Below are 25,319 nucleotides of genomic sequence, written 5' to 3'. Positions count from 1 at the left end.
ATATGGTCGCCACCGGGGGAGGGGAGGGCGGGTTCAGCCCTTGACGGCGCCGGCGGAAAGGCCGCGGACGAAGAGCTTCATGCAGAAAAGGAAGATCACGATCAGGGGGATCGAGGCGATGAAGTAGGCCGACATGATCTGGCCCCACTGTTTCACATACTCGCCGTCGAGATAGATCAGGCCCACGCCGAGCGGGAAAATCTCCTTGTCGCGCAGGACGATCAGCGGGAGCAGGAAGTCGTTCCACGAGCCGAGGAAGGCGAGGATGCCGAGTGTGCCGATGATCGGGCCCGACATGGGAATCACCACATTGAGAATCTGCTGGAAATGCGTGGCTCCGTCGATCTCCGCCGCTTCGAAGAGATCCTTCGGCAGGTCTTCGATGAAGTTGCGCAGCACAAAAATGTTGAACACCTGCGCGCCGGCGATGCCCACGATGATGAGCGCCCAGAGCGTGTTGAGGAGGCCGAGCGTCTTGAGCAGGTTGAACAGCGGCACGATGTTGGCCACGCCGGGCAGGAGCATCAGCACCATGAAGGCCGACCAGAGCACGGGGCTGAACGGCATCTTGTAACGGGCGAAGAAATACGCCCCCATGATCGCAATGGTGAGCGCGATGCAGGTGACGGAAACGGAAATGAACACGCTGTTGGCGATGTAGGGGCCGATCAGCTTGAGCCCGAATTCCCAGTTGCGCACCTTGTAGACGGAGGCGTCGAACTGCATCGTGCTTTTCTCCAGCTCCACGGCGGGGTCCGATGCCTTCAGGCTGCCGAACACTTCCGACCACGCGGCGACGCGGGTCTTCTGTTCCTCGCTGCCATCGGCGCCGCGGAAGGTTTCCGTGACGCTCCAGGGAGCGGCGGGAATCCAGGGGTTCTGGATGAAGATGGTGTTATCCTTGAAACTCACCTGCATCATCATGTAGAGCGGGAACAGCTCGATGCAGATGAAGAACAGGATGACGATGTGTTTGGGCCAGTCCTTCTGTTTGTGGGAACCGACGGCGTCTTTCAGGGCGGCGCTCATTTTTCAACCCTCACGTATTTGTTGTTGATGTAGGTCAGGGCCAGGATGAACACGAACAGGATCATGCCGACGGCGCAGGCGTAGCCGAACTCGCCGGCGATGAAGGCGCGGTTGTACATCCAGAGTCCGGGCACCATGCCCTTGCCGCCGGGACCGCCCGACTCGCCGAGGAGCAGCAGTTGCAGGCCGTAGCCCTGGAGTGTGCCGATGATGAGGAGGACGAGCGAGAGGCGCACCTGCGTGAGGATGAGGGGCAGTTCGATGTAGAGGAATTTCTTGAAGGGGCCGACGCCGTCGAGTTCGGCGGCTTCGTAAACCTCCTGGCCGATGCTCTGGAGGCCGGCGAGGTAGATGAGCACGCCGACGGCGCCGATCCACGGGAAGCCCCAGATGAAGAGCGAGGGGAGGATCAGCTCGGGCTGGGAGAGCCAGCCGATGGGCACGTTGTCGAAAAACACGCCCCAGCCGAAAAGGCCGTCGATCTTGACGAGGAGCGTCTTGATGCCGGTGAAGTTGAGGACGTTGTTGAGGACGCCGAGATTGGGATCGAGAAAGAACTTCCAGATGAAGAGCGTGACGAGGCTGGGCACGATCATCGGCACGACGAGAAAGACGCGGTACAGGTATTGCCAGCGGTCGCTCTTCAGGCGGTGGATCATGACCGCCATGAGGATCGACGGGATCATCTTGAAGAGATTGAAAACGATCAGGATGGAAACGGTCTTGAAGGACCCCCAGAGCACGTCGTCACCGAAGGCGCGGCGGAAATTGTCGAAGCCGATGAGCTGCTTGGTGTCACCGCCCGACCACTCGAAAAAACTGTGATAGATGGCGCTGGCGGCCGGGAAATAGGAGAAGGTGCAGACGAGAACCAGCGAGGGAATGATGAACAGGTAGAGTTTCCACTCGCGAAGTGCTTTTTGAGGACTGATGGGTAGCGCCATGGTTGGCCGGTTGTTGGAGACGGAAGCGGGTTGTGTGGCCCGGACATCCTTGAGGGATACCGGGAGGGAGAGTGTAAAGGGGTGTTTCTTGTGGCGGCGGCGGGCCTTGCCAAGTGAAATGTTGGAGTTTCCGGCACCGAAACCGGGCGAGGTGCTGATAACGTTTGCAGCCGGACGGGGAGGTGGCGCAAGTGCGTGGCGGTGGCGAGGGCGGGAGGGCGGAAAAAGAACAACAACGCGCTCGACTGGCGGAGCCGGGCGATCCATCTCCGGTGCATGAAACCCGGGACCGCCAGCGTGTTGTCAGGCCAGTCGTTCGGAGTCAGGCCGGTGGCGCGACTGAGGACGCCGTTTGCCGACAAGTTTGGCGTCCCCCGGCAGAGCGGCCTGGTCGAGGAGGCGGAAGGGCGGGTGGAGTTTTTGCCGGAGTTCGCCCGCGAGGATTTCGTGCGCGGGCTCGACGCGTTTTCCCATGTGTGGCTGGTGACGTGGTTTCACCGGTCGGCGGAGTGGACGGGCGCGGCGACGGTGCGGCCTCCGCGGCTTGGCGGCAACGATCGCGTGGGGGTGTTCGCCTCGCGTTCGCCCAACCGGCCCAACCCGCTCGGGCTCAGTCTGGTGCGGCTGCTCGCGATCGAGACGGCCCCCGCCCTGACCTTGCGCGTGGCCGGGATCGATGCGGTGGACGGCACGCCCGTGCTCGACGTGAAGCCGTACCTGCCATGGTGCGAGGCGTTGCCGACGGCCCGGGCGGACTGGGCCGGGGGAGCGCCCTGTGTGCGCGCTGCGGAGGCGGTGTCGATCCCGCCGCCAATCGCGGAGCGGCTGGTGCACGGATCGGGGCCGGAAGGCATCCGGACCCTGGAACTGGTGCGGCACCTGTTGCGGCTGGATCTGCAGCCGGCTTACCAGCGCAGCGACGCGGGGGTGGATGCCGGAGGGCGGCGCACCTGGGGCATGACGGTCGCCGGGTGGAACATCCGCTGGCGGGCCACGGAAGACGGGCGCGGCGTCGAGGTGGTGGAGGCGGATCAATTACGAATGACGAATGACAAATGACGAATGCAGAATGCTCTGCGTCCGGATCATTGGTCACTGATGTTACGCGACGGAGGGGAAGTGGCGCGGGCGTCCCGCCCGCAGACGGCGCGGAGCGCCGCCCTGAAAACAAGGTTGAGAGGCACCTCCAGCAGGTGCGGGCGAGACGCCCGCAGAACACGGGCTGGAAGCCCGTGCCACGCGATCCGGCGGCTTCGCCGTCAGCGGGCGGGAAGCCCGCGCCACGACGCTCCGCGTCACATCAGTTTGTCATTCGTAATTTGTCATTCGTCATTGATTGGCTACACGGTGCCGGGCGTCTTGATCTCCACGACGTCGTGCGGCGCGGCCTCTTTCAGGCCGGCGGGCGAAACGCGGATATAGCGCGCCTTTTTCCGGAGCGTCGACAGGTCTTTCGAACCGAGATAACCCATGCCGCTCTGCACGCCGCCGACGAGGGTGGCGAGGACGTCGTCGACGGAGCCGGACACTTCCTTCAGCGCCTCGATGCCCTCGGCGGTGAGCTTGCGCGTGGTGTCGTTCTTGTCGTGCCCGTAGCGGGCGGCGCTGCCGGCTTTCATGGCGCTGACCGAGCCCATGCCGCGGTACTGTTTGTAGAGTTTGCCGTTGATCTCGATGATCTCGCCGGGGGCCTCGCGGCAGCCGGCGAGCAGGCCGCCGAGGATGACGGCGTCGGCGAGGGTGAGCGCCTTGACGATATCGCCCGACTTGGTGATGCCGCCGTCGGCGATGATTTTTATGTTCTTGCCACGGCCGGCGGCAGCGGCGGCGCCGCGCGCGGCGACGTAGAGGGCGGTGAGCTGCGGGATGCCCACGCCGGCGACGACGCGCGTGGTGCAGATCGAGCCGGGCCCCTGGCCGACCTTGATGGCATCGGCGCCGCAGCCGGCGAGGTATTCCACGCCGGCACCGCTGGTGACGTTGCCGGCGATGATGGTGAGATCGGGGAAGGCGTCGCGAACGAGTTTCACCATGTCGCCGACGCCGGCGGTGTGGCCGTGGGCGGTGGAGACGGCGACGGCGTCGATGGCCTCGTCGACGAGGTGGCCGACGTGGGAGATGATCTTGTCGCGGTCGAGCGAGCCGTCGGGCAGGCGGACGGGCGCGATGGCCGCGCCGACGACGAGGCGGAAGGCGTGGTCGCGGGCGGGTTTGCGGCGGGAACGGGATTCCTGGAGGATGCTTTCGATGTCGGAAAAGGTGACGAGGCCGCGGAGGCGGTCGTCGTCGTCCACGACGAGCATCTTGTGGATGCCGATGTTTTCCGTGAAAAAGGCGTCGGCGGCGGTGATCGGGTCGGGCTGGAGCTGGCGCTCGTGGATGGTCTGGATCTCGTGGCGCGGGACCATCGCGTCGGCGACGGTGCGCGACTTGTAACGTTCGCGGACGGTGCTGCCGGAGAGCAGGCCGACGAGCTTGCCCTGCGTGTCGACGACCGGGAAGGTGCGGAATTCGTAGCGTTTGGCCTCGATGAGGGCGAGGACGTCGCCGACGTGTTGCGAGGGGGTGACGGTGATCGGGTCCTGGATGAGGCCGTGGATGTGGCGCTTCACGCGGGCGACGGCCTTGACCTGGTCGCGCGCCGGCATGTTGTAATGGATGAGGCCGAGGCCGCCGTTGAGGGCCATGGCGATGGCCATGCGCTCTTCGGTGACGGTGTCCATGTCGGACGAGATGATCGGGACGGAGAGCCGGAGCGCCTCGGAAAGGCTGGTGGAGGTATCCGCATCTTTCGGGAGGATATCCGAATAGAGCGTCGCGAGCGAGACGTCGTCGAAGGTGAGTCCGGTGGGCTGGTTGGAGCGGAAGAACGCTTCGGCCGGCTGGTAATATTCGCTGTCGAGCGTGCCGGTGTCCGCGGTGACGATGGACTCTGGTGTGATGATCGGTGCAACCTTTGGCATGATTGCCATGCAGGTGGTAGGAGCATGGCGAAAAAGCGCAACGGGTTTTTTTCGGCGAAAGCGGCGGCGGGGCGGCCGGCGGGATCGCGCGCGCATGCCGGCATAAACGGTGTGCCCCGCCCGGGCGAGCGCGCGGGCGCTCAGGTTGCCGATGCCGCTGGAGGCGCCGGTGACAAGAATGATGGATTTCATGACGGAGAGGAACGGAGGTGAAAGGTGAACGCGGGATGCGGTGCGGCCCTCGCTCAGACCATGCCGCCGTTGGCGCGAAGAGTCTGGCCGTTGACCCAGCCGCCGTCGGGACCGACGAGGAACGAGACGACTCCGGCGATATCCTCGGGCTGGCCGAGACGTTCGAGCGGGGCGATCCTGGCGAGGTGTTCGATCTGTTCGGGCGTCTTGCCGTTGAGGAACAGATCGGTCGCGGTCGGGCCGGGCGCGACGGCGTTGACGGAGATGCTCCGTCCGCGGAGTTCTTTCGCGAAGATGCGGGTCAGCGTCTCGACCGCCGACTTGGTCGCCGCGTAGGCCGCATAGCCGGGCGGCGCGAGGCCGACCACGCTGGTGGAAAAGTTCACGATGCGTCCGCCGGCGCGCAGGTGCTTCGCGGCGAGGCGCAGGGTGTTGAACGTGCCTTTCACATTGATGGCGAACAGGCGGTCGAAGAGCGCGTCGTCGGTATCGGCAAGAGGAACGAGCCCGGGCTGCATGATGCCGGCGTTGTTGACAACGACATCGACGCCGCCGAACGCCTCCCCGGCCCGGGCGAAGAGCGTCCCGGCTTCGGCCGGGGAGGAAACATCGGCGCGGACGGCGAGGGCGCGCCCGCCTGCGGCCCGGATGGCCTCGACGATTTTTTCGGCGTCGGCGGCGCGGCCGGCGTAGTTGACGATCACGGCGAGACCATCGGCGGCGAGTCGCCGGGCGATGGCGGCGCCGATGCCGCGCGAGGAGCCGGTGACGATGGCCACGCGGGCGCCGGAGGCGACGGACGTCGCCTGCGACGCAGACGAGGGGGTTGGTTGAGTGGCAGCGGATGAGTCGGTGTTTTTCATGAGGCCGTCATTATGCACCCGCGGCGGTTTTTCTGGTAGCCATCGGGTCTGGCTGGCGCTTATTCGGAAAGTGAATGACGCCGTTCGAAGACCTGTCGCTGCTCCGCGCTTTCGTGCGCATTGTGGAAAGCGGCAGCATTTCCGCCGCCGCGCGCACGCTGAAGATCCCGCAACCCTCGCTCAGCCGTCACCTGCGCACGCTGGAGGAACGTTGCGGCGCGGCGCTGCTCCGGCGCGACACGCACCGCATGAGCCTGACGGAAGCCGGCAGCCGGCTGCTGGCGGATGCGCAGGCGATGCTGGCGCTGGCCGACGAGGCCGCGCAGCGGTTGCACGAGGATCAGGCCGCGCTGCGCGGGCACCTGCGGCTGTTTGCGACGATCGATTTCGGGCAATTTACGGGCACCCGGCTCATCACCCGTTTTTTGCTGGCGAATCCCGGCGTCACGGCGGAGCTGGGTTATACGAACCGCCCGCTGCACATGATCCAGGACGGCTACGACGCCGGCGTGATCGTGGGCAGCATCACCGACGACAGCGTGGAGGCGCGGCCGGCGGGCAAGGTGGTGCGTTACCTCGTGGCCGCGCCCGGCCTGGTCGAGAAACACCCTGCGCCGAAGGCGCCGGCGGACCTCGGGACGTGGCCTTGGCTGGCGCTGGGCGGCGCGCAGTTTGGCGGAGCGGACCAGGTGACCCTTTCCGCGCCGAAACACGCGGAGCAGACGCTCCGCATCGCGCCGGTGCTGGTGTCTGAAGGGGTGACCAGCTTGCGCGAAGCGGCGCGGGCGGGTCTCGGCGTGGCGGTGCTGGCGGACTGGCTGGCGCGGGAGGACCTCGTTGCCGGGCGGCTCGTGCGCGTGCTGCCGCAATGGAACGCGCCGGCCTTTCCGGTCCATGTCATTTATCCGGGACTACGCAAGCTGCCGGCGCGCGTGCGGGCGTTCACGGATTTTGCGGTCACGTACCTGACGACGGAGATGCATGTGAACACGTGAACGGCCGGCATCCGGCATCACGCTTGCGCGCCGGCGCCGGATAAGGGTGACGTGGGCGGTATTTGTGCGTATTGAAGAAATATGACCGGGCGGCGACTCCCGGCGCGCTTCGGGGGTTTTGCTCCCCCGTCCCGCGCCGGGTCCGGCAGTGCCCGAACCGGGGCAGGCTGGCCCGCCTCAGATCGGAAACGGCGCCAGACGCAGGGGGCGGACCGCCAGCCCGAGCAACTCGCGTTCGCTGTCGTCGCCGGCGATGCGGTTGACGTGCACCGCAAAGCAGCTTTTGCACTGGTGCACGATCAGCCACTCGCCGTCGGGACGCGCACTGACGGCGATCGGCTCCATGCCGCCGCCACAGTCGGCCTGGCGATCGCCTGGCGAATTGTCGAGATGCAGGCTCCAGAGGCACCACGGACAGTGGTTGCGATGGCGCGTGCCGGGAGCGTCGAGCGAAAACTCACCGCCACAATGGCGGCATTTCAACCAGGCCGCCGGACGTGACGAACGGCGCCCGTGAATTGCAGGATGCGATTGATCGGAAAAATCGGAAGGATGGGACATCGGGATGCGGAAAACGCCCCGGCACCAGGGACAACCCGGACACGACGCACATGTGCGTTCCGGGACCGCACTCTGCACACATCAACCGCACACCACGGGCTGGCGGAAACCGGGCTGCCGGGGCACAAAAAGGCCCCGCCTTGAAATCCGGCGGGTCCGGTCGATGTGTGATTTATACCGAATCAGATTGTGACATCCACCTGGCACCCTGCCGGAGCCGCTCCGGCCAGTCAAGACGGCCTCGGGAATTTTTGATGTGCGCTGTCGGAGAGCACCGACTGGAAACGGCGGATGCGGACAAACGCCGCCGTAGTGGTTATCCGGTTACTTCCGTTTTTTCAGCCCGCCGAATGCGGTGGCGATCATGGTCCCGGCGATCGCGTCGTTCAGGGGAGCGTGGCCGGCGACGAGCCGGTAGATCATCGGTCCGTAGATCAGATCGAGAACGATCTCTTCGTCGAGGTTGCCGGGCACTTCGCCGCGGGCGACGCCGCGCTGCCACATGACCCGGACGGTATCGCGCCGGGATTTCAGGAACTGCCGGTGGAACTGCTCCAGAAAAGCGGGATCACTCTGCCCCTCGGCGATGAACTGGCGGAACAACCGGCCGGCCGGGCTGGTGTAGAAGCGGATCACCGACTTGAGCTGTTCGGTGAAATCCCGCTCCACCGAACCCGTGTCGGGGATGGCCACGTTCGTTTGCATGCGGGAGAGGAAGGCCGCGAGCGCCACGTGCGCCTTGCTCGGCCACCACTTGTAGAGGGTGGCCTTGCTCACGCCGGCGCGCGCGGCGATGGCCTCCGCCGTGACGTCGCGGAGCGGCTTTTTTTCGAGCAGCCTGATCGCCGCCGTGAGGATGGCCTTTTCGGCGGCGAGGCTGCGCTGGCGGCCGCGGCGTTTGGGCAGGGACGACGGGGGGGCGGGTTCGGGTGCGGGCATGGCGGGAAGGGAAGCGGCCGCCGGGCCGGCGCGCAACCGGGGTTTTGTTTTCATTCCGGGAAATCGGCGCCGAGCGAGACGTCGCGCCACTCGGCGAATTCGCGGAGCATCGTGTCGACTTTCCGGTGAGCGCGCTCCCAGGCACTGGCACCGAGCAGCAGGCGCAGCGGCGGATGTTCGCTCGTGACCACGCGGACGATCGCCTCGACGGCGCGCACGGGATCTCCTTTCTGGACACCGTCATTGGCCAGGCTCCATGCGCGGGTGCCGCCCGCCGTGGATGCGTAGTCGTCGATCGTGCGGGCGGTCCGGGCGAGGGAGTCGCCGAGGAATTCGGTGCGAAAAGGGCCGGGTTCGATCAGGGTGACCCGGATGCCCAGCGGCGCGACCTCCTGGGCGAGCGCTTCGGACAGGCCTTCGACCGCGAATTTGGTCGCGCTGTACACACCCCAGCCGGGCCCGGCGGTGAGGCCGGCGATCGAGGACAGGTTGACGATGTGGCCGCTCTTTTGCGCACGCATCGACGGCAAGACGGCGCGAGTGAGGCGGTGCAGGCCGAAAACGTTGATCCCGAAAACGGACGCGGCCTCGGAGTCGGAAACTTCCTCGACGGCGCCGAGCAGACCGTGCCCGGCGTTGTTGACGAGCACATCGATCCGCCCGAAGCGGGCGAGCGCCGAGGCGACAGCAGCCTCGACCGCGGCCGGCGAATGCAGGTCGAGCGAAATCGCCAGCAGGCGGTCGCCCGCCTCGGGAAACGCGGCGGCGACGGCGGCAGGCTGGCGGGAAGTGGCGACGACCGAATCGCCGCGTTGCAGGGCGGCACGAACCAGTTCGAGGCCAAAGCCTCTGGATGTGCCGGTGATGAACCAGGTTTTTGTTTTCATAGTGGTTTTTCGAATACCGGTGCTCCCGAGTCGGAAATAGACGGAGAAGACAGGGATCATTTAATGAACCAAACGTTCAGTTTATCAAGTGAAATCTCTGCGGATGTTCAATTTTGCCGGAGGAACGAAAGGGAAGGGACTGGGGAAAGGGCTCAATGGCCCGGAGCCGGTGCCCGATTTCGTCCGCGGTCCTGCCTGGCGCGATTTGCAAGTCGATTGGCGGATGTTGCCAGTGTTCTGGCGTCATGGAATGATTAAGGTAATGTCTGCCGGGACCAAAACCGGGGAGCGCAGGCGCTTCCCCGGGGTCAGGTTCGGGCATCGGCACACGACGGGGCACCATGAAAACGGGCAAAACGAAACGAATTCTCAGGCGAATGATTATCAGCGGATTTATTCTCACCGGCATCCTCATGTTCACGGTGGTCATCTATGTGCAGCAGCCCAAATTCGGGAGATTGCCGCGAGGCGAGCGGCTGGAGAAAATCCGGAAGTCGCCGCATTACCGCGACGGCCGGTTTCAGAACCTCGTCCGCACCTCGATCCTCACGGAGGGCGTGAGCTATTTTGCGCTCTACCGGGAGTTTTTGTTCGGCGACAAGCGGGTGCGCCGTCCGGCCAATCCCGTGCCGTCCGTGAAGCGGGATCTGGCGAACCTGGACGCGGCGCAGGATGTCCTGGTGTGGTTCGGGCACTCCTCGTATTTTCTCCAGACTGGCGGAAAGAAAATTCTGGTCGATCCCGTGTTCAGCGGCGCGGCCTCGCCGGTCACCTTCACCACCCGGGCCTTCACGGGCGCCGACGCCTACACCGTGGACGACCTGCCGGCGATCGACTACCTTTTCATCACGCACGATCACTGGGATCACCTGGACTACGAGACGGTGCTGAAACTCAGGCCGAAGGTCGGCAAGATCGTCTGCGGCCTCGGCGTCGGGGAGCACCTCGAATACTGGGGTTTCGAGCGCGGCCGGATCATCGAGATGGACTGGGGCGAGAACTGCGCGCCGGAGACCGGGGTGAGCGTGCAGTGTCTGCCGGCACGCCATTTTTCCGGACGGGGATTTTTCGGCAACCGGTCGCTGTGGGCTTCGTTTCTGGTGCGGACGCCGACGTTCAGCTTCTATGTCGGCGGTGACAGCGGATACGGCGCGCATTTCGCGGAGATCGGGCAAAAATTCGGTCCGCTCGATCTGGCGATTCTGGAAAACGGCCAGTACGATCCGAGCTGGAAGAGCATTCATATGATGCCGGAGGAGGTCTGGCAGGCAGCGCGGGAACTGAACGCGAAGCGGCTGTTGCCGGTGCATTCCGCCAAGTTCAGCATTTCCAACCATGCCTGGAACGAGCCGCTGCGGCGAATCACCGCCGCCGCCGCGAATGACGCCGACGGAACCGCGCCGGTTTTGCTCACCCCGATTATCGGTGAGATCGTGGACCTGCGGGACGACGCGCATGCGTTTTCTCCGTGGTGGGAAAACGTCGATCCGAAGCCGACTCCCGGGGCGCTGGCTCTTTCCGAGTGAAGGTCGTAGTTGTTTTTCGGATTCAGGTGGTAGACGGCGCGAGGTGATATTTGCGCCACTCGCATGGCCGGGATGGCGGCCGGAACAGCCGGGGAGGGACGCCGGCGGAAAAAATCTTTTGCGAGGGTTTGGGGAGGCCGCGGCGTTTCATTCTGTGCGAGCGCATTCAACGCGCCGCATTCCGACAACATTCCGAAATCCCATGAATACATCAAACAAGGTATCAAAATTTCCCGGACGAAGCCTGCTTCTGGCTTTGTTCGTTACGGTCGCTCTTTCCGGAGCGAATGCCGGCCCCGGTCCCGATTACTGGCGGCGGACGGAACAGGGCGGAGCGACCCGCTACGCGTCGCAGACCAACGCTCCGGCTTCAGCCGACAAGGTATGCGCCACCGCCCGGACGGAAACCCTTACGGAACTCCGGCCGACGTTGCCCAATGGCAAGGGCGCGCTGCAACGTGTCACGGTCGGTTCCTGGCAGGTCTGTGAATCCTGCGCCACCACCACGGTGATGAGGCCCGGCCTGCCCAACGGCAAAGGCGCCCTCCGCTCCGTGAAGGTGGCAACCACTCACACCTGTGATGCGTCCTGCGACAAAGGGTAATGCCGGATAGAGGCCGGAAGGGATGCGACGACGTTAAAGGCCGCCGCGTCCACTCCTTTGATCTTGCGGTTTTTTTTGAAAAAAATGCTTCCGGTCACAAGGGTTTGGCGTGGCCGTGGCATATTACCGGACGTGCCTTCATCCACTATGAACAAACTGTTGAAATTTGCTTTCATTTCCCTGTTCGCTGCCGGCCTCCCGGCAGGCGCGCTTTTCGCCCACAACGGCGAAGACCATGGAAAAACCGGAACCCCGTCCGCCGGTCAGGGTTCGGCGACCGTCTCCCGGGCCGACTATCCGCTGGAGACCTGCGTTGTCTCCGGTGACAAGCTGGAGGGCGGCGATATGGGCGAACCCATCGACTACATCCACAAGGAAAAGGGAAAACCTGACCGCCTGGTGCGCCTTTGTTGCAAAAGCTGTATCCGGGATTTCCGGAAAGATCCGGACAAATACCTGAAGCAGATTGATGAAGCCGCTGCCGCCAAGGCGCAGAGCGCCGGTGGCCACGACGCACATCATCACTGAATTTCCGGAGCCCGTTATGTGCATGCTCCGGATGCAGGACAGAGGGAGACGGGCAGCAGGTTGCCTTTGCTGCCCGTCTTTCTGGACGATGAACCTGCCTCAACTGGTTGGGTCGTTGCATCCGCTCGTCGTGCATTTTTTCCCGAAAAGAGTTGGCGCGGTTTGCGAGTCGATTGGCAGATGCGGCCAGTGCGCTGGCGGCACCGGGCGAGTAAAGTGAAGACATTACGGGACGCGACGAATCGCGTTCCGGACAAACTCATCCATTATTCGCCATGTCCAAAATCTGGTTCATCACCGGCAGTTCGCGCGGCCTCGGTCGCGCTTTCGCTGAAGTCATTCTCGCCGCGGGCCACCGCGTCGTCGCCACCGCCCGCGATCCCGGGCAGCTTTCCGATCTCGCCGCCGCGCATGGCGACCGTTTCCGCGCCGTGAGGCTCGACGTCAATTCTCCGGAAGAGTCGTCGCAGGCGGTCGCGGCGGCGCTCGACGCCTTCGGGCGCATCGACGTGCTCATCAACAACGCCGGCTTCGGTTTCATCGGCGCCTTCGAGGAGATGACCCCGGAGGATTTCCGGCGGCAGATCGACACCAACTTCCGGGGCACGGTGAACGTGACCCGGGCCGCATTGCCGCACCTGCGCCGCCAGGGTGCGGGGCATATTTTCCAGATCACGTCCATCGGCGGACGGCTCGCCACCGCCGGCTTCTCGGGCTATCACGCGGCCAAGTTCGCGGTGGAGGGGTTCAGCGAGGCCCTCGCGAAAGAAATCAAACCGCTCGGCCTCAGGCTGACCATCGTCGAGCCGGGCGGTTTCCGGACCGACTGGGCGGGGGCGTCGATGGCGTTTGCCGAGCCGATCGAGGCGTACAACCCCACTGTCGGGCAGATGCGGACGCTGCTCGCCAACTTCACGGGCAACGAGCCGGGCGATCCGCGCAAGGCCGCGGAAGTTCTCCTTCAGGTCGCCGAAATGGAGGAGCCGCCGCTGCGCCTGCCGCTTGGCAGCGATGCGCTGCTTTTCCTGCGCAACAGCTACGAGCAATCGCTGGCGGAGCTGGAGCGCTGGTCCTCATTCACGCGCTCGACGGATTATCCCGGATCGGTACTGTCGGAGGAGGTCAAGTCGCTGGCTTGAGTTCGAGTTGATTCCATTCTGTTCGTTTTCGCATGAGCACACCCACTTTTCGTTTTCCCGACATCCGGCCCACGTTGCGCGAGCTGGGCGTCGATGCCGTCCGGGTGCTGCGCGCGGCCGGGTTGCCGCTTGCGGTGGGCGGCGAGTCCGGGGTGCAGTTGACCACGGAGCAGATGTTCGCCTTCTGGCGGGCGCTGGAAACGGTGAGCGACGATCCGCTGACCGGCATCGAACTGGCCCGCCGGGTTCCGCTGGAGCAACATCATCCGGCCTGCATCGCGGCGCAGCATGCGCGGACATTTCGTGATGCGTTGCAGCGATTCGCCCGCTACAAGTATCTTTGTTGCGCGGAGGAACTGGGGCTGGCCGAAGGCAACGGGGAATGCCGTGTCGGGTTTTCCTGGTTACAGACGACGGAGCCGGTGCCTCCCCGGTTGATCGACGCGGCGTTTGCCGGCACGGTGGAACTGGGCCGGCGCGGCACCCGGCGTCCGCTGAATCCGTTGCGCGTGGAACTGGCCCGCCCGCCGACGGCGGTGGAGCGGTTCGAGGCATACTTCGGCTGTCGCGTGCATTTCCGGGCGCGGCGCAGTGTCATCGTCTTCCGGCTTTCCGATCTCGATCTGCCGTTCGTCACCTACAATGCGGAGTTGCTGGAAATGCTGAGTCCGTCGCTCGACCGGGAACTGGCGCGGCGCAAGGCGACCTCGACGCTGGCGGGTCAGGCGAAGTGGGTGATGCAACGGCTGGTCGGCGCCCGCCTGCCGCAGATCGGCGAGGTGGCGAAGGAACTGGCGGTGAGCCCGCGCACGCTCCAGCGCCGCATCGCGGAGGAGGGTTCGAATTTCCGGCAACTGCTGGCCGACGCGCGCCGGGAGCTCGCGCACCGGTATCTGCGTGAACCGGCGATGACGCTGACGGAGACGGCATGCCTGCTCGGCTTCGAGGATCCGAATTCGTTTTACCGTGCCTTCCGCGAATGGGAAGGCGTGACGCCCGGCGAGTGGCGGCGACGGCAGACCGTGGCCGGGGCGGCATGATGCCCGGACGGATACGCCTGGGGCTGTCGGCCGGTTCGGATTCCGGTTCCGTTCACGATTTTGCTGCCGGTTCGTGCGTGCGGAAAACTTCCTCGGCGGCGAAGGCGGCGTTCAGGGCCGCGGGAAAACCGGCGTAAACCGCCATCTGGATGATGATCTCGACCAGTTCCTCGCGGGTGCAGCCGACATTCAGCGCGGCATGAAGATGCACCTTGAGCTGCGGCTGCGCATGGCCGAGCGCGGCCAGCGCCGCGACGGTGGCGATCTCGCGCTCCTTCAGCGTCAGTCCCGGACGGCTGTAGATGTCGCCGAAGGGAAACTCGATGGTGTAGCGGGCAAGATCGGGCGCGACCGCGCGCAGCGCGTCGATGACACGCTGGCCGGCTTCGCCGTCGATTTCCTTCAGTTTTTCCCAGCCGCGCGTGAAACGGTCGGAGTCATTGGCGGCAGGGACAGGAGCCGCGGTGGCGGTGCCCGGGATCAGGGTCGAGCCGGCGGCGACCGCGGCGAGCCCGACGAAACGTTTGCGGGAGATTTTTGTATCCATGGGCAAAGGATGCCACGGAGGGCGCGACGTGTCTTTTGGGGTTTCGACCGGACTGTGGGAATCTTGCGCAAAAGTGAGGGGAGGATGCCCGTGCCACATGCAGGGGCTTCGCTTGCGAAGCCCGCCGCATGCCGTTTGATGCCCCGTCCTGCATGCGCGGGCGTCGCAAGCGAAGCCCCTACGTGCGGGCAGCTACCGCTGGCGGCGGTAGTCGCGGGGCGCGCAGCCGGTCTCGCGCCGGAAGATTTGGGAGAAATGACTCGGGTTGGAGTAGCCCGAGTCCATGCCGATCCGGATGACGGAGCGGGTGGTCTCGCGAAGCAACCGCCGCGCGTGTTCCATGCGCAGATCGAGCAGGTGACGGCTCGGCGACATGCCTGTCGCCCGCTTGAAGAGCCGGCTGAAGTGGCATCCGCTCATGCCCGCGTGCGCGGCGAGGGTTCGCAGATCAAGAGGCCGTGCGAGATCGGCGGCCATGAGATCGAGGCAGCGGCGCAGCTTGAAGCCGGGCAGGCCGCTGCCGCCGGCAGGCGGCCGCGAGACGGCTCCGGTCACGGCGAAGCGGCGCACCACCTGCACTGCGATCACATGGGCGAGGCTCGCCACGACGGTCTCGCGACCGTTGCGGCCCAGTTCCAGTTCGGAGCGCACTACCCGGAGCAAGGCATCGAGCGAGGGATCGGCGAAACCGGAGGCGTCGCGCAGGACGCGGTTGTTTTCTTCTTCGCGCCGGGTCTCCCCGATCGCCCGCCGGATGACCGGCAGCGGCAGGAACACCTGCAATGTCTCGAACGGTCCGCCATCGAGGACGCGCCAGCGCAATTCGTAGGGACCGCCCGCGACCGTCAGAAAAAACATGCCGGGACGCGCCTCGGTGCGGCTCCACGTGCCACCGGGTTCGCGTTCTTCCACGAGTACGCTGCCCGATACGATCCACACGAGATGCGGCTCGGTGACGGCGGGCATCGCGAACGCGGCCTGTTCAGGCGGCTGACAATAGAGGCGCGCGGGCAGTTCCCGCCACGCCGGCACCGTGCTTGCGGACAAAATCCTTCCCGGGATGTAGCGCCCCAGCGCATCGACGGAAGTAAGTTCCGGATGTGTGGAAGAAGGCCGTGGTTTGCCGGCATTTGAGTCGCAGGGAATTTTCATGGGCAGGACCGCTGCGGTTTGCGGACAGGAAAGTCCATAATGTCCCGGTGTCGGCGAGCAATGCTTGAGGCAAATCAACCTGGTCCCGTCCATGTTTACAATTTTCCGGACAAACCGAAGACGATGAATGTCGCACCATGCGCAAGACAACCTCCCCACACCCAAAATGCGGCATGAGCTATTCAAATAAATTGCATAAAACAGGCGAATATTTTGCGAATCCGGAGTGGTTGACATTGATCATGTCAGAGATGGTCGTGTGCTATAAAAGTATGTCATGAAAAATTCATGACATATTCCAATTTCCGGTAAATTTGACCTCAGACAAATATGAAGATTACAAAAGCGAACGCGGAAGATCTGCCGAAGCTTCTCGAAATTCAGAAAGCGGCCTACCGGGCGGAGGCTGATATTTATGGTGACTATGCGATTCCTCCTTTAACGGAGTCCCTTGCCGATCTTGAAAGAGCATTATCCGGGAGCGTTGTTCTCAAGGCGGAAATGGATGGCGTCCCGGTGGGTTCTGTTCGCGCCACGCTCAAAGAAGAAATCTGCGAAGTGGGACGCCTGAGCGTAAGTCCGAGCTATCAAAAGCAGGGAATCGGCAGGTCACTGCTCCAAGCCTGCGAAGCACTTTTCCCCTCATCGCGTTATTGTGAGCTATTCACCGGATCGAGAAGCGAGGCAAATCTGAGATTGTATGAAAAAACGGGTTATCGTCGCGTCAGGACACACGTGCTGTCCCCCAAAGTCACATTGATTTATTTGAGAAAGACGAGAGACGCCTGACCAAGCTCCGGCAACGTCCCTGCCTCATCTTCAAGGGAACTCCAACTCCTCCAAAATCATTTTGTGGAAGTTCCCCTGCCGGCCTTGCGGTCAGTTCGTCCGGCGGTAGGCACCTTGGCGTTCGAGCATCCAGCCGGGATACTCGGGCGGGAGGGCGCTGACCTGATCGAGCTGCTTCAACTCCTCGTCGGTGAGTTCGATTTCGGTCGCGGCGATGTTGTCGTCGAGTTGTTCGATGTTTTTCGCGCCGATGATGACCGACATGACGAAGCGCTGGTGCAACACCCACGCGAGCGCGATGCGCGCCACCGACACGCCACGGGCATCGGCGATGCCGCGCATGACGTCGATGCAGGCGAAGGCGCGGTCCTTGTTGACCGGCGGGAAATCGAAAGACGCACGGCGGGAGCCGGCGGGGCCGTTGCCGTCGCGGTCGAACTTGCCCGAGAGCAGGCCGCCGGCGAGCGGACTCCAGACCATCAGGCCGAGTTTTTCGGCTTCGAGCAGCGAGACGATTTCGCGTTCCAGGTCGCGGCCGGCGATGGTGTAGTAGGCCTGGAGCGTGGCGAGGCGCATCCAGCCGTGACGGTCGGCGATGCCGAGCGCCTTCATGATCGTCCAGGCGGACCAGTTGGAAACGCCGACGTAGCGCACGTGGCCCTGGCGGACGAGGTCGTCGAGCGCGCGCACGGTTTCCTCAATGGGCGTGAGCGTGTCGAGGCCGTGAATCTGGTAGAGGTCGATGTAGTCGGTGCCGAGGCGTTTCAGACTGGCCTTGACTGCATCCATGAGGTGGCCGCGGGAGGCGCCGCGATCGTTGGGACCGGGGCCGACCTGGCCGAAGGCCTTGGTGGCGAGGACGACATCGGAGCGCTTGCGTCCGGAGTTTTTGATGGCGCGGCCGGTGATTTCCTCGGAAAGGCCCTCCGAATAAACGTTGGCCGTGTCGATGAAGTTGATACCGGAGTCGAGCGCACGGGCGACGATGCCGTCCGCGACCGACTGGTCAAGGGTGCCGATAGCGGTCCAGAAGCCGCGTCCGCCGAAGGTCATGGTGCCGAGGCAGATTTCCGAGACGAGAAGGCCGGTGTTGCCGAGTGGTTTGTATTTCATGGTGGATTACGGGTGGGGATGTGGACGGAATATATCAGTGAACAGGAGTCCGGACGATAAGGGGTAATCTGAAGGGTTAATGATTTTGAACAGAAGAGAACGAAGGAAACGAAGATGCGAACGAAGGATTAGTTATGTTTGGCCGGTGGCTCCCTCAGTTGCTCTTCGTTCTCTTTGTTGCCTTCTGTTCAAAATGCCGGGCCAAAAGTATGTCTCTTCATCTCCGGGCGCACCTCATTCCTTCAGCGAGGCCATGTCGATGACGAAGCGGTAGCGGACGTCGCTCTTCAGGAGGCGTTCGTAGGCCTCGTTGATCTGCTGGATGCGGATCAGTTCGATGTCGCTCACGATGTTGTGCTCGGCGCAAAAATCGAGCATCTCCTGCGTCTCCGCGATGCCGCCGATGCCGGAGCCGGCGAAGTTGCGGCGGGGGAGGATCAGGTTGAAAACCGCCACACCGAGAGGCGAGGCCGGCACGCCGACCTGCGTCAGCGTGGCATCGAGCTTGAGGAGGCTGAACAGGGCGTTGATGTCGTGATTGGCGGATACGGTATCGAGAATGAAATCGAAGCTGCGCGCGTGTTTTTTCATCTGCTCGGGGTCGGTCGAGATGATGACCTCGTCGGCACCGAGGCGGATGGCGTCGGCGACTTTCCCCGGCGAGGTGGTCAGCACCACGGTATGCGCGCCGAGGGCGTGGGCGAATTTTACGCCCATGTGACCGAGCCCGCCGATGCCGACAATGCCCACCTTCTGGCCGGGACCGACTTTCCAGTGGCGCAGCGGCGAATACGTGGTGATGCCGGCGCAGAGCAGCGGAGCGGTGGCGGCGAGATCGAGATTGGCCGGCACGCGCAGGACAAACGCCTGATCGACCGTGACGCTTTCGGAATAACCGCCGTAGGTCGCGCCGCCGAGGTGCTTGTCCTCGCCGTTGTAGGTGAAGGTGCAACCGTTCTCGCAATATTGCTCAAGTCCGCGCTGGCAGCTCGGGCAGGTGCGGCATGAATCCACCATACAACCGACGGCGGCGAGGTCGCCTTCCTTGAATTTCGTGACCTTGGGGCCGACGCGGGTGACGCGCCCGACGATCTCGTGGCCGGGCACGCAGGGATAGACCGTGTTGCCCCATTCGCCGCGGGCTTGGTGCAGGTCGGAGTGGCAGACGCCGCAGTAGAGGATTTCGATGACGACGTCGTCGGGCAGCGGATCGCGGCGCTGGATGGAAAACGGGGCGAGGGGAGAGGTGGTGGCTTGGGCGGCATAGGCCCGTTTGGGGACGGCGGTGACGGTTGGTTTGGACATGGCACAGATCATAGCATGCGGTCGCGGGATTTGCTCTCGCAGCCTTGCTTTCTCTGTCGGGATTTTGCTCCAAAGTGGGTATCCGGCTTGTTGCCGCTGACACCGGATGCATCGCTCCCGCAGCTCCATTGCGTTGTCCGGCGGCACTCCGGGGGCCTGTCCGGAAGATACGCGCTCAAAACCCCAGCCGCATACCCAGCATGGCGCCGATGCCGGGCATGGGGTAGCCGGGGCGGTAATACCAGGTGCGGTCGGTCAGGTTATCCACGGCGAGATACACCTCGCCTTGTTTCACGTGCAGTGCCGGAGCCGCGAAACGATAACCGAGTCGGGCATTCACGACCAGTGAGGACGGCACCTGCGGGTTGGTCGCCGGATCGGCGCCGGAAGCGTCGCTTCGCGCCCAGGCGTTGGTCGGGTTTACATACATGCGGTCCTGGTAAAGTACATCGACGCTGAGCCGGAAGTTCCGGAGAAACGTCCAGTTGAAGCCGGCGCTCGCCGTCCACTCGGGCGCATAGGGCATGCCTTTCACCGAAGGTTGCAGCCAGGTGGCGCCGATAAAAAAACTCAGGTCTGCCATTGGCGTCCAGGTGGCGCTGCTCTCCACGCCGTAATTGTGCCAGTCGCCGATGTTGGCAAAACCCTGCGGCACGGGGGCGCCCGTGGCCGGGAAGGTGAGCACGTAGCGGTTGTCGCCCCGGTCGTAAAATGCCGTGACGTCGGCCTTGAACCTCGGGTTGAAGCGGTGACTCACGCCCGCCTCGAAATGGTCGAGCGTCTCCGCGTCGAGGCCGCGCCAGGCGTTGCGTTTTGCCGGATCGTTGTAGAGCGGCGGCAACACCGCTTGCGAAAATGCGGCGACGTTGAGGCCGGGATAACTGACGCCGCGCGCGTAGCCGGCGTGCGCTTCGGTGGCCTTGTAACCGGCTACCACGCCGGCATGCGGCGCGACTTCGGAGCCGAAAATGTTGTGATCGTAAAAACGGACGCCGGCGGAGGGTTGGGCATAATAACCGTCGCGGGTGCCGAACAGGTGACTGACCGCAGCGTGAGGGGAAACGATCCGGAAGTCCTCGCGCCCGAACCGTGTCGTCAGCGCGGGGTTGTAACGCTCGAATTCGCCCCGGCCGCTCATCACATCCACGTCCAGCCCGGCGAGCACCTCGCCGCCTTCCCATGCCGTGATTTTTTCGCCGGCGCGTATTCCGTAGAGATCCCAGTCCATGATCGTGTTGTCCGTATCACCGGGGGCGACCGGTGCGCCGGTGTCCCGCATGCCCTGGTCATACCAGGCGGCGTGGCCGGAATTCCAGTACGCCTTGATCCAGCCCTCGGCGCGCCGGTAGCGGTTGGCCAGCGTGAGGACAGAGAGCCAGTCGTCGGTTTGGTAATCCCCCATGTGATACGGAGCGTTTTCGGCGCCGGGGTCTTCCGCGTGGTTGTCGGTGCGGTCGCCGAAAAACGAGAGCGACCAGTTTTCGTTCAGCGCGTAACCCAGGCGCAGAAAATAATCCTGGAGTTCGCCGCCGGAGTTGGTCCGGTCACCGTCGGCGCGGCGGTAGCTCTGGCCGGCGTAAAAATCAAAGGGGCCGGTTTTCCCGCCCGCCGACATTTTTTCGACTCGCGTGCGGTCGGAGCCGACGGCGACGTTGATGTCCGCGGCGAGCCCTTCGGTGCGTTTTTGCCGGGGCGTGATGTTCACGGCGGTGAAGGCATTGCCGAAGATCTGCGGCTGCACGCTCTTGTAAACCTCGATCGATGCCGCCGCGTCGATCGAGAGGATGTCGAGCAGCGGGTGGCTGAACACGGCATTGTAGCGCGGCGCGCCGTCATAGAGCGCGACGAGTTCGCCGCCGGGGCGGCTGGCGCCCATGCCGCGGATGAAGATCGCGCCGCCACCCGAGCCACCGTAGGAGCCGACCTTGTTGTTACGCGAGATGTTGACGCCGGGCGTGGTGCGCAGCGCCGAGGCAATGTCGGTGGCGCCGAGGTCTTCGATTTGCCGCGCTCCCACCACGCTGTAGCCGCCCGCCCACGGGCTGACGTTGTTGTCCTGAATAAGGGGAGGCGCGGTGACGATCATCTCCGGCAATACTTGCGGCGCGGGCCCGGCGGCGGAGGACTGGCCGCGGGCCGGGGCGAACGCGAGGGCGAGTGCAGGACCGAGAACGACGGCGGATAGCGCGAGTTGCTTGAGCATCGGTTGGGAATGAGACTGGAATCGACGGGAGGGATGGGGACAGGGGCTGGAAGCCCGGGCCACTTCATGGGCAGGATGCCCATGCCACATGTTCAGAACGCGAAGTCATCGGAGCCGGCGGGGGCGACGGCTTTTTCCTGCACGAGGACTTCGGCCGTCTCGTGAGTGGCGAGTCCGCGTACGATCACCGCTTTTTTCGGGAGCGCGGGGCACGCGAACTGGCATGCGCCGCAGCCGATGCAATAGCGCTCATCCACGACCGGCTCGGCGTGGCGCGCGCCGCGTTGTTTCATTTGCAGGGCGGCGGTCGGGCAGTGCTCGGCGCAGGCGCCGCAGGCGGTGTCGTCCGTGATGACGATACACCGCGAGCGTGTCACTTCGGCCACGCCGATCCGCGTCCGCTGTTTTTCGCCAAGCGCGAGCGGCAGGAGGGCATGGTCGGGGCAGACGCCGCCGCAGGTCGTGCAGTTGATGTTGCAAAAACTCCGGTCGAAATTGAGCCGGGGTTTCATGATGCCTTCGAGGCTGCCGTAGCCAAATACAGCAGGTTCCAGCACATGGCTGGGGCAGGCGCTGACGCAGAGCTGACAGGCCGTGCATCGGGCGACAAAGCGGTCGATGCTCTGCGCGCCGGGCGGGGCCACGGTCTGGCGTCGCGGGATACTGCCGGTGTCGGCGGCATGTGCATTGCCGGAAGCAGGGATGTTGTCAGGGGAGTCGTCCTTTCCGGCACGGACGGAGACGAGCGCGACGGTGCCCGTCGCGAGCGTGGCCAGAAAGGCGCGGCGTGCGGGCGACTGCGCCGTTGAGTTTGGGGTTTCGGGTTTGGAGCTCAGGGTTCGGGATGGGGAGCCGGGAGGGGGAGGGGGGTCGGAGTTTTTTTTGGGCTCCGTTTTCGAAAACTCTGAACTCTGAACCCCAAACTCCAAACCTCCCGCCTTTGGCGGACGTCCGAGCCAGCGGTAGTTGAGGCCGTTTTCGTCGCAGACGGAGACGCAGTCGAAGCAGCCGACGCAGCGCGAGAAGTCGATCTCCTGCTTGCGCAGGTCGATGCATTGCGCCTTGCAGGTGCGCAGGCAATCGCCGCAGCGCACGCAGGCGCTGCGGTCGATGGTGAGCCGGAAGAGGGCTTTGCGGGAGAAGATGCCCAGCAGTGCGCCGACCGGACAGACCGTGTTGCACCAGAGGCGGCCCCGCCAGGCCGACATGAGGACGACCGCGCTGAAAATGACCGCCACCGGGAGGAACACGCCGATGCCGGTCCAGGGCAGCGCGACATGCGGCAGGGCGTTGGACCCGAAGTGTTGCGCGACGGGGGCGGCAAGGTTGTTGGCGCCGATCACCAGGGGTCGAAAGAGTGTGCCGGTGAAGCGTCCGAAGTGGCTGTAAGGATCGAGCCACGCGAGGGCAAAGCCACCCCAGCCGGTGAGCACGGCGACGATGACGAGCGCGAGGATGCCGTATCGGATCTTGTTATACGCTGGGCGATGGGGCAGGAGCTTCGGTTTTTTGCGGCGGAGTTTTTTTACGATGCGCGCCACGACATCCTGAAGTACGCCGAGCGGACAGATCGTGGAGCAATAGACGCGGCCTGCAATCAGGGTGATGCCGAGCACCGCGATGCATGCGAGCGACAGCACCGCGCCGCTGGCGAGCGCGATGGCCGAGGGCAGGAACTGGATGGAGGTCGCCGCATGCTTGAACGAAGCGGGGATGGCGTCGCGGAAATCGAGGAATGCAGCGGACACTGCCAGCAGGCAGAGCGCGGCGGCAACGATGCGCAGGAGGCGGAGAGTGTGGCGGCGACGCATGCTTTCAGTCCAGAGTTCAGGGTTTGGAGTTCAGGGTCAGAGAATCGAGATTCGGAGTTCGCAGGGCCGCACCGGAAATCAGAGGCTGCTGGTACCCACTCCAGACGCTGAACCCTGAACTGTCCGGCCGCGTCATGCGGCCAGGCGCACACGTTCGATTTTGAGGGTGTCGAGTTGATAGGTGCCGAGGCCGGCGTTGCCGGCGATCTTGACATGTTCGATGCCGTCCTGCGCGTGGCCGAGCATGCGGGCGCCGGCGGCGTCGATGGCCACGATGTCGGTGGAGGCGAGGAGGGACCTGGTGTGGATCAGGTCATCGACGCTCTTGCCGCGCGGACCGTTGCGCATCATGGGGGCGTAGGCGTCGAGGACATTGAGGGCAGGCCGCTTGAAGCGGATGAAATCGGCAATGCACTGGTGCAGGTTGTTCTGGTGATAGAAGCGGCGGTCCCAGATGGCGCCCATGAGGTTTTTCATGCACGCGGTCATGGTGGCGCCGCCGTGGTGCTTGAGCACGGGGGCGTTGATGAAGACGTCGCTGTCGAGGATGAGCGAGTGGACTTTGGTCGTTTTCAGGGCGACTCCGCCGGGGATTTCCACTTCGCGGTACCAGGACTCGTCGTGGCCGGGAACCACCTTGCCGCCGGCCTCCTCGACGGCGGCAACGATGCCGCTGTTTTTGTAGGCGCGTTCCCAGGCGTCGCAGGTGTGGTCAAACACGGACACCTGGCTGGCGCCGGCGGCGAGACACATCTCGACGAGGCGGCGGACGACATCGGGATGGGTGTTGGCGGAGCGTTCGGGGACGACGTCCCAGCCGATGTTGGGCTTGATGACGACGGTCTGGCCTTTTTTGACGAAGCGTTCCATGCCGCCGAGTTCGGTCATGGCGCGATTGAGCATCGAGACGCGGTCGCCATCGCGCACGGCGACGAGCGCGGGCGCGGTGGAACCGGAGGCGTCGGAGGTCGCGGTGTTTTTCTTGTCCGCGGAGGCGGTGTCGGTGGCGGCGGCAAAGAGACCGCCGAGATCGACGAGCGAGAAGGCGGCGCCGACGGCGAAGCCTTTTTTGAGGAAGTCACGGCGAGTGTGCATGGCGGGAGACGGGTCCGGAGTTTAGAGTTCAGCGTTTGGAGTCTGGAGTTGGCAGGGAGGGAATGCGCCAGGGCATGGGGAAGCAGTCTTCGTCGAAAAGGGCGTAATCGGCGTTTCCGTTGATCGCGAAGGTGCGGATGAGCGCGGCCGTGGAGAGGATGTTTTTGGCGAAGGCGATGGTCGTTCCGGTTTTGATACGGTCGTCGGCGAGGAGGATGCGTTTGCCGGAGAAGTCGAAATCGGGCTGGCGCAGGAGACGCGGGGTCTCGCCGCGGGGGACGTTGGCGAGGTCGCGCCAGTTGATGCGCAGGATGTTGACCTCGAGCCGGGTGCGTTCGTGCAGCAGGGCGGCCGGAAGGAGGCCGCCGTTGGCAATGGCAACGATCATATCGAACGGCTCCCTGATTTCGAGAGCCCGCAGGCGCGCGACGATCCGCTCGAAGGATTTTGCGTTATTCGATTCCATCGGCGGCGTGCGCGGCGGTCTTGATCGAAGACGGTGCGGACGGGAATCGTTTTTCGAGGCTGCGCAAGATGAGCCATCCGCCGACGATCTGGAAAATCATGCCGGGCCAGCCGAGGCGCGCATCCTGAAGGGCGGCGGCGAGGCTGCCGGTCCAGGCCCACTCGAAAAGCCCGCCAAGCGTCTGATAACCGATGACAATGAGCAGAAGGGCGAGCGGCAGGAGCCGGCGGCGATATCCGCAGGCGCGGAGGGCGAAGGGCGCGAGCACGGCGATGAACAGGGATTTGGCCAGAATCACGGGCAGTGCCCCGGAGGGAGGCATGCCGAAGAGGGCGCTGTTGAGGAGCGGCGAGGCGAGCGCGGTGAGCACCCCCACGCGCCAGCCGCAGCGACAGGCGGCGACGAGGGTGAAAAAGTAGAGGGGCAGCGCGATTTTCCCGCCGAGAGCGAGGAGGTGGCAGAGTTGCGGGAGGGCAAGGTTTCCGACGATGAAGGCGGCGCCCCACAAATAAAATGCCCGGTCACGAAGACCGGGCGTGGCGGACGGATGAAAGGCAGGCACAGACGAGGCAGGGAGGGCAGCTTGGGACGCGTGCATGGCGAGGATCTTGTTATTTGGTCGAGGGCG

At 64.3% G+C, this 25,319-nt stretch carries 25 protein-coding genes; 8 read left to right on the top strand and 17 right to left on the bottom strand.

Annotated features, from left to right (window positions below; genetic code table 11):
- Positions 1–33: 33 nt before the first annotated feature.
- Both OPIT5_29150 and OPIT5_29145 read right to left on the bottom strand, forming a co-directional pair.
- Positions 34–1,029, bottom strand: coding sequence for an ABC transporter permease (locus OPIT5_29150; protein ID AHF93663.1), 996 nt, complete (start codon positions 1,027–1,029; stop codon positions 34–36).
- Entirely contained in the window at positions 1,026–1,973 is a 948-nt protein-coding gene (locus tag OPIT5_29145; GenBank protein AHF93662.1) for an ABC transporter permease, read from the bottom strand. Before OPIT5_29145 ends, OPIT5_29150 begins: the two co-directional genes overlap by 4 nt.
- Before the next feature lie 339 nt (positions 1,974–2,312).
- Between OPIT5_29145 and OPIT5_29140 the strand changes: the two genes are divergently transcribed.
- Positions 2,313–3,032, top strand: a complete 720-nt coding sequence (locus OPIT5_29140) for a hypothetical protein (GenBank protein AHF93661.1) — start codon at positions 2,313–2,315, stop codon at positions 3,030–3,032.
- Between the two features lie 281 nt (positions 3,033–3,313).
- Here OPIT5_29140 and OPIT5_29135 read toward each other — a convergent pair whose 3' ends face one another.
- Positions 3,314–5,128, bottom strand: coding sequence for a malate dehydrogenase (locus OPIT5_29135; protein AHF93660.1), 1,815 nt, complete (start codon positions 5,126–5,128; stop codon positions 3,314–3,316).
- Positions 5,129–5,181: 53 nt separating this feature from the next.
- On the bottom strand, positions 5,182–5,991 hold the full coding sequence (locus OPIT5_29130; protein AHF93659.1) for a 3-ketoacyl-ACP reductase: 810 nt from the start codon (positions 5,989–5,991) through the stop codon (positions 5,182–5,184).
- A 74-nt stretch (positions 5,992–6,065) separates the two neighbouring features.
- Between OPIT5_29130 and OPIT5_29125 the strand changes: the two genes are divergently transcribed.
- Positions 6,066–6,986, top strand: a complete 921-nt coding sequence (locus OPIT5_29125; GenBank protein AHF93658.1) for a LysR family transcriptional regulator — start codon at positions 6,066–6,068, stop codon at positions 6,984–6,986.
- A gap of 177 nt (positions 6,987–7,163) precedes the next feature.
- Here OPIT5_29125 and OPIT5_29120 read toward each other — a convergent pair whose 3' ends face one another.
- The 3 genes from OPIT5_29120 to OPIT5_29110 all read right to left on the bottom strand — a co-directional run bounded on the left by OPIT5_29120 (position 7,164) and on the right by OPIT5_29110 (position 9,433).
- A complete protein-coding gene (locus OPIT5_29120; GenBank protein AHF93657.1) occupies positions 7,164–7,547 on the bottom strand; it encodes an RNHCP domain protein in 384 nt (127 codons plus the stop codon).
- 324 nt (positions 7,548–7,871) lie between these two features.
- Positions 7,872–8,486 (bottom strand): TetR family transcriptional regulator, encoded by a 615-nt coding sequence (locus OPIT5_29115; protein AHF93656.1) that lies wholly within the window; start codon positions 8,484–8,486, stop codon positions 7,872–7,874.
- A gap of 50 nt (positions 8,487–8,536) precedes the next feature.
- Complete coding sequence (locus OPIT5_29110; GenBank protein AHF93655.1) at positions 8,537–9,433, bottom strand: short-chain dehydrogenase; 897 nt, start codon at positions 9,431–9,433, stop codon at positions 8,537–8,539.
- Positions 9,434–9,714: 281 nt separating this feature from the next.
- On the opposite strand from OPIT5_29110, the gene OPIT5_29105 reads away from it, so the two are divergent.
- Positions 9,715–10,899 carry a beta-lactamase gene (locus OPIT5_29105; GenBank protein AHF93654.1) on the top strand — a complete coding sequence of 395 codons (1,185 nt, stop codon included), beginning with the start codon at positions 9,715–9,717 and terminating at the stop codon, positions 10,897–10,899.
- Positions 10,900–10,921: 22 nt separating this feature from the next.
- Here the strand turns inward: OPIT5_29105 and OPIT5_29100 are convergent, their stop codons facing one another.
- On the bottom strand, positions 10,922–11,065 hold the full coding sequence (locus tag OPIT5_29100; protein AHF94870.1) for a hypothetical protein: 144 nt from the start codon (positions 11,063–11,065) through the stop codon (positions 10,922–10,924).
- A gap of 36 nt (positions 11,066–11,101) precedes the next feature.
- On the opposite strand from OPIT5_29100, the gene OPIT5_29095 reads away from it, so the two are divergent.
- The 4 genes from OPIT5_29095 (at position 11,102) to OPIT5_29080 (ending at position 14,210) form a co-directional block, all read left to right on the top strand.
- Positions 11,102–11,503: a hypothetical protein gene (locus OPIT5_29095; GenBank protein ID AHF93653.1), complete on the top strand. Its 402-nt coding sequence runs from the start codon at positions 11,102–11,104 to the stop codon at positions 11,501–11,503.
- A 147-nt stretch (positions 11,504–11,650) separates the two neighbouring features.
- Positions 11,651–12,031, top strand: a complete 381-nt coding sequence (locus tag OPIT5_29090) for a hypothetical protein (GenBank protein AHF93652.1) — start codon at positions 11,651–11,653, stop codon at positions 12,029–12,031.
- 275 nt (positions 12,032–12,306) lie between these two features.
- Complete coding sequence (locus OPIT5_29085; GenBank protein AHF93651.1) at positions 12,307–13,170, top strand: oxidoreductase; 864 nt, start codon at positions 12,307–12,309, stop codon at positions 13,168–13,170.
- Positions 13,171–13,202: 32 nt separating this feature from the next.
- Positions 13,203–14,210, top strand: coding sequence for an AraC family transcriptional regulator (locus tag OPIT5_29080; GenBank protein ID AHF93650.1), 1,008 nt, complete (start codon positions 13,203–13,205; stop codon positions 14,208–14,210).
- A 52-nt stretch (positions 14,211–14,262) separates the two neighbouring features.
- Here OPIT5_29080 and OPIT5_29075 read toward each other — a convergent pair whose 3' ends face one another.
- Complete coding sequence (locus tag OPIT5_29075) at positions 14,263–14,757, bottom strand: carboxymuconolactone decarboxylase (protein ID AHF93649.1); 495 nt, start codon at positions 14,755–14,757, stop codon at positions 14,263–14,265.
- A 192-nt stretch (positions 14,758–14,949) separates the two neighbouring features.
- On the bottom strand, positions 14,950–15,909 hold the full coding sequence (locus tag OPIT5_29070; GenBank protein ID AHF93648.1) for an AraC family transcriptional regulator: 960 nt from the start codon (positions 15,907–15,909) through the stop codon (positions 14,950–14,952).
- Between the two features lie 330 nt (positions 15,910–16,239).
- On the opposite strand from OPIT5_29070, the gene OPIT5_29065 reads away from it, so the two are divergent.
- Complete coding sequence (locus tag OPIT5_29065) at positions 16,240–16,698, top strand: GCN5 family acetyltransferase (GenBank protein ID AHF93647.1); 459 nt, start codon at positions 16,240–16,242, stop codon at positions 16,696–16,698.
- Positions 16,699–16,788: 90 nt separating this feature from the next.
- Here the strand turns inward: OPIT5_29065 and OPIT5_29060 are convergent, their stop codons facing one another.
- The 7 genes from OPIT5_29060 to OPIT5_29030 form a co-directional block, all read right to left on the bottom strand.
- Positions 16,789–17,811, bottom strand: a complete 1,023-nt coding sequence (locus OPIT5_29060; GenBank protein AHF93646.1) for an aldo/keto reductase — start codon at positions 17,809–17,811, stop codon at positions 16,789–16,791.
- 234 nt (positions 17,812–18,045) lie between these two features.
- Positions 18,046–19,116: an alcohol dehydrogenase gene (locus OPIT5_29055; protein ID AHF93645.1), complete on the bottom strand. Its 1,071-nt coding sequence runs from the start codon at positions 19,114–19,116 to the stop codon at positions 18,046–18,048.
- A gap of 175 nt (positions 19,117–19,291) precedes the next feature.
- Positions 19,292–21,319: a TonB-denpendent receptor gene (locus OPIT5_29050; protein ID AHF93644.1), complete on the bottom strand. Its 2,028-nt coding sequence runs from the start codon at positions 21,317–21,319 to the stop codon at positions 19,292–19,294.
- Positions 21,320–21,411: 92 nt separating this feature from the next.
- Complete coding sequence (locus OPIT5_29045) at positions 21,412–23,130, bottom strand: 4Fe-4S ferredoxin (GenBank protein ID AHF93643.1); 1,719 nt, start codon at positions 23,128–23,130, stop codon at positions 21,412–21,414.
- Positions 23,131–23,262: 132 nt separating this feature from the next.
- Positions 23,263–24,225, bottom strand: coding sequence for a tat (twin-arginine translocation) pathway signal sequence (locus tag OPIT5_29040; GenBank protein ID AHF93642.1), 963 nt, complete (start codon positions 24,223–24,225; stop codon positions 23,263–23,265).
- A gap of 28 nt (positions 24,226–24,253) precedes the next feature.
- Complete coding sequence (locus OPIT5_29035; protein ID AHF93641.1) at positions 24,254–24,691, bottom strand: phosphoribosyltransferase; 438 nt, start codon at positions 24,689–24,691, stop codon at positions 24,254–24,256.
- Complete coding sequence (locus tag OPIT5_29030) at positions 24,678–25,289, bottom strand: hypothetical protein (protein ID AHF93640.1); 612 nt, start codon at positions 25,287–25,289, stop codon at positions 24,678–24,680. Before OPIT5_29030 ends, OPIT5_29035 begins: the two co-directional genes overlap by 14 nt.
- Positions 25,290–25,319: the final 30 nt, after the last annotated feature.

The organism is Opitutaceae bacterium TAV5 (assembly GCA_000242935.3).
Lineage (GTDB): Bacteria > Verrucomicrobiota > Verrucomicrobiia > Opitutales > Opitutaceae > Geminisphaera.
Note: the sequence above shows the minus strand (reverse complement) of the source record. Positions and strands in the feature narration are given on the sequence as shown.